Raw genomic sequence first — 3,493 nt, forward strand, 5'->3', positions numbered from 1 at the left:
GGATCCCTTTAACTGCACAACAAGAGGGACAGGTCACATCAATCTTTGCCATCTGAATGTTCTCCAAATAGGCATACTATACATGATTCAATAAATTGATGTCACGACCCTCCGTTCTAACATATTCCTGAAAATATCTCAGTTTTGCCCGGTCGTTGGTAATACCTTCTCGGATATCGAGAACAGTTGATCCAGCTTCTCCAGTGAGTTCGACGGAGGCTGCATCACTCATGCTGCCGGAGGAAGAGGTTTCTGGCACGGGACAGATGGCCTGGATGCGCAGCTTGCGACGACCAACGGCAATATCAGCCCGAAGAGTGTCGATTTCAGTCCTGGCATGAGTGAGTTTCCTTGATAAGCAGCCCCATCTCAATCAGGGCATCAATGTGACTTCGCACTGCGCTTTTGCTACATTCGCAATGATCCACAATATGCTGATACGAGGGCCAGCACTCCCCTTTGTCGTTTGCATTGTCCGCTAATTTAATAAGCACCAGTTTTCTCAGAGGGTTCCCTACTCTGATACTCATGGCCTTAGCCATCAGACTCATACTCATGCCGTTTCCTCCCTGCTACCGTACGCTAAACAACATCCACATGTTCATATCGGGTTCATCCAAAACGCCATGCATATTATTCATGGATCTTGGTTTCAGGCGGTGGGAAAACTTTAGGCAGGTCAGGACGCAGTTCATGGGCCTGGACTGTGCCGTTTGAAAAAACCACAATATCGGGTACCAACGACACTGAAACCCGTTTTTTTCCGTATAGCCATGCGCTGATAAGCGATTGCGCACACCCCAGTACCTGAGCCAGCTTGGCCTGGCTACCTGCGATCTCTATCACTTTTTTTATCACACTGTTTTTCATTAGTTCCTTTCTCCAACACCACGGCAATAACAATATCACCAGAAGTCAATATAAATCACTATTGGAGTATTTGTAAAGGTATCACTTTAGAGATAGAATAAGAAAAAAATGTTCCAAGACAGCGGTTCTTGGGCTTATCCCCGGTATTTCACGTAAATGCGGGAACCACTTATGAGGCATTTATGAGGCACTTATGACACTTGCTGATAGATTAAAAGAAGCCATGGCAGATAAGGGGCTGACCCAATCTGCGCTGGCAAAAAAAGCCGGCATGGCACAATCCATGATATGGAAATTACTTTCCGGGAACGCCGTCAAAACAGGCAGACTCGTTGATTTGGCCAAGGCGCTTGACGTGCGCCCAGAATGGCTCAGTGATGGCAGTGGTCATAAATCGCAGTCGGGTGATACTGAATTTGCTGTCAGGCATGACAACCGTTATGTACCGGTAAAAATTTATGAAGCAGAACAAGAAACCCCGGAGTCCTTCATGGTGCCGGCCTTTTCTGAACAGCAGCCCCCTATGGAATCCTGCCGGGCTTATCGCATCCCCCAAAATACCGGCTGCGCTGAAGCGCCGGAAGGAACGGTGATCGTGGTGGATACACAGGAAGATATCGCCAATGATGATTTAGTCTATGCACGCATCGGAGAACATTATTCGGTTTATCGTTATAAACAAGGGGGGGCTGTCAGTTTTTTATCTGTTGATGACTCGCGTATCCCCTTGATAACCCTTTCTCCTGACATGGAAATCGTCGGTGTGATTGTTTATTTATTTCGAAACATGAAGCGAAAACGATAACATTCTCATCCCTACTTGAAACACCGCCAAATCCTGCCTATCTTTACGACAAGATACTGTTTTTTAGTGCAGTATCTTCAATACCGTTGAAATTGTTATCACCCTCAAGACTCAAAATCATTCAGATGATATCAAATTAAAATTACTTTATATCAATAAGATAATTAAAAAAATTGATTTATATCACTATAGGTATGGATTTAATGGAATTTAAGTGATAATGTTAGCGACATCAAAGTGATAGGAATAATCACTAAAATAGTCAGCGAGAGGATTTATGAGTACCTTTACTTCTGCCACCATCAAGGAACCGGCAACAAAACAAAAAAAGGCTATCAACATTAAAGGCATTGTTGCCAATATCGCACAAGCGAACAGCCAGCATATAGGCACAACACCGATTACCTTTTTGGCAGGCCAGTGCCCAAAATACAATAATCGAAATAACAGCATGGGCACAAAAAATAAAGATGAATTTAAACATCATCTACTAACGAGCTATCGGGTCAGCCCAAAACATACAGAGCCTGTTCCTTACTATAATCTAGAACCCATTGTCGATTACGGTTATGCGCTCTATAAGAGAAAAGGACGATATATGTATTTAGTTGATATTATCCCTCATTAAGATAGAAACGAAAATGCTGTCGGTCATCGAAAATCGTCATACCACAGACTAATAAAACAAAAAAACAAAAGCCCTAAATTTTTATAAGTATAAAAACTTAATTACAGCGCCTGCGCTGGGGAATGTTTCATTCTAAATTTAGAACGGTTACACAGAGAATACGAAAGAAGCCTATTATATGGAAACTGCGAATAAAGTGGTTCAAATGGAGACAGAAGAAAAATATCATCTTGCATCTTTATATTGGGACAAGTAAAACACTGAGCAATTCATATCAGTAATCAGCTATGGCCTGAATACCACCTGAAACATAATGAAGTAAGGTGGTTATACAAAAAATCATCAAATGAACAGACGAAAAAATTATGCGGTGCCTTATCCAAGTCATCAAAACAACCAGGAACACGCCCTGCTGATACTACAGATGTAGTAAGGCAAGCCTGATACGCAGGCAAGGGGGTTTTGAAAAATGGTTATCAGAAAGGGAGGCAAGTAGTGGCGATAAGATACATTAAGCGTGAAGAGATGCAACAACTAACAGGAAAAAGCAAAACAACCCTTTGGAGAATGTACGCAAAAAGAAATGAGTTTCCTAAACCCGACAGGACTGCTGGTGGAACATTTCTTGGATGGCCTGAAGAGGTCTATGAGGCTTGGGTGAGAGAGAAGAAGCAGAGATAACTTGACCCATTACCTGACCCGTTGTTATGACGGGCTTTAATTTTTTTATCGTAACCCATTGATTTTAAATGGTCCCTACAGGATTCGATAAAATTGATTATTTTATTGTTTTTAAATAAGTTTTATTGGTTCAATTATCTACTATACCCCCTATAATACCCCCACATTATTTTGCTTATAATTGGCTAATTTTTGTTCTGTCATTGCTATTGAGAACAGCCTTTTTATTGCGAAAATATCATCAATGAAATAAATGTTGCCAAAAATGCAACAATATACCAATCAAGCTCCACGTCGCCGTTTATAGAACAATGTGCGATGAGATACAGGAGCATCTTGAAGAGCGATTGATATAACTTAAAGATAGTTGTCCATTCTTTTCACATATATAACACATCCATTAATTTTCTATCACACACCTTCAATTTTGTTTAGTATGAAAATGTTAACTATATAATCAAAATTTTTATTAAATAAAACCTGATAGATAAATGAACCCGCAAGAAAAG

The 3,493-nt window shown here is 40.8% G+C and carries 5 protein-coding genes and 1 pseudogene; 3 read left to right on the plus strand and 3 right to left on the minus strand.

The window, feature by feature from the left end:
• Positions 1-76: 76 nt before the first annotated feature.
• The 3 genes and pseudogenes from IQ211_RS18370 to IQ211_RS18380 form a co-directional block, all read right to left on the minus strand.
• Positions 77-373, minus strand: a complete 297-nt coding sequence (locus IQ211_RS18370; RefSeq protein WP_189761108.1) for a lysis system i-spanin subunit Rz — start codon at positions 371-373, stop codon at positions 77-79.
• Positions 348-557 (minus strand): annotated as a pseudogene (locus tag IQ211_RS18375) (helix-turn-helix domain-containing protein); the annotation flags it as partial. The pseudogene IQ211_RS18375 and the gene IQ211_RS18370, both read right to left, overlap by 26 nt.
• A 76-nt stretch (positions 558-633) precedes the next feature.
• The gene (locus IQ211_RS18380; RefSeq protein ID WP_189761107.1) at positions 634-870 is read right to left on the minus strand and encodes a YdaS family helix-turn-helix protein; all 237 of its coding nucleotides are present in this window, start codon (positions 868-870) and stop codon (positions 634-636) included.
• Between the two features lie 193 nt (positions 871-1,063).
• Here IQ211_RS18380 and IQ211_RS18385 point away from each other — a divergent pair, with 193 nt between their 5' ends.
• From IQ211_RS18385 to IQ211_RS18395, 3 genes are all read left to right on the plus strand, one after another.
• Positions 1,064-1,675, plus strand: coding sequence for a helix-turn-helix domain-containing protein (locus IQ211_RS18385; RefSeq protein WP_189761106.1), 612 nt, complete (start codon positions 1,064-1,066; stop codon positions 1,673-1,675).
• Between the two features lie 277 nt (positions 1,676-1,952).
• A complete protein-coding gene (locus IQ211_RS18390; RefSeq protein WP_223281860.1) occupies positions 1,953-2,303 on the plus strand; it encodes a hypothetical protein in 351 nt (116 codons plus the stop codon).
• Positions 2,304-2,798: 495 nt separating this feature from the next.
• Entirely contained in the window at positions 2,799-2,984 is a 186-nt protein-coding gene (locus tag IQ211_RS18395) for a helix-turn-helix transcriptional regulator (protein WP_189761110.1), read from the plus strand.
• The last annotated feature ends 509 nt before the right edge of the window (positions 2,985-3,493 follow it).

The organism is Xenorhabdus griffiniae, from assembly GCF_015163655.1.
Classification (GTDB): Bacteria; Pseudomonadota; Gammaproteobacteria; order Enterobacterales; family Enterobacteriaceae; genus Xenorhabdus; species Xenorhabdus griffiniae.

Coding starts and splice junctions, on each gene's coding strand:
- IQ211_RS18380 (WP_189761107.1), bottom strand. CDS start 870: ATGAAAAACAGTGTGATAAAAAAAGTGATAGAGATCGCAGGTAGCCAG.
- IQ211_RS18385 (WP_189761106.1), top strand. CDS start 1,064: ATGACACTTGCTGATAGATTAAAAGAAGCCATGGCAGATAAGGGGCTG.
- IQ211_RS18390 (WP_223281860.1), top strand. CDS start 1,953: ATGAGTACCTTTACTTCTGCCACCATCAAGGAACCGGCAACAAAACAA.